A 425-nucleotide genomic window follows, 5' to 3' on the forward strand; every position below is an offset into this window, starting at 1 on the left:
AAGACTATGATTGGGAGGCGAATTTAAATGGTTAGAAGAATTTACTACGTTGTAAAGAAAAGTACATTTTGTTTCGGAATCATATTAACGTTATTTTTAAGTGGATGTATCAGTTTTAGTAAAGAAACGACAGATACAATTTACGTAATTCCTGAAGAATACGAAGGGGATTTAATTGTACTATATAACGTACCTGGTGCGGAGCCGTTACAGGAAGAAGATGGATTTAGTGTTGTTACTTTCTCAGCTGACGGTATTGCTGTGACATCTACACAAAATATGAAATATGGTACAGTGAATGATATATATTACACAGTAAATAAAGAAGGGAAGCGTCCGAAGCTAGCTACTAGCTGTATACGCCTTGACTCAACTGGAAGTAGAGCCGTAACTTCGTGGGAATTCCCACTTGCACACTTAGAAGT

1 protein-coding gene is annotated in these 425 nt (G+C 36.7%); it reads left to right on the forward strand.

The genetic code is table 11. From position 1 onward, the window contains the following. Positions 1-27 precede the first annotated feature (27 nt). Positions 28-425 (forward strand): DUF6843 domain-containing protein (locus KVT34_RS29895; RefSeq protein ID WP_217563259.1); only part of this gene is annotated, 398 nt, incomplete at its 3' end.

This window comes from Paenibacillus sp. GbtcB18, from assembly GCF_019091125.1.
Lineage (GTDB): Bacteria > Bacillota > Bacilli > Paenibacillales > NBRC-103111 > Paenibacillus_F > Paenibacillus_F chitinolyticus.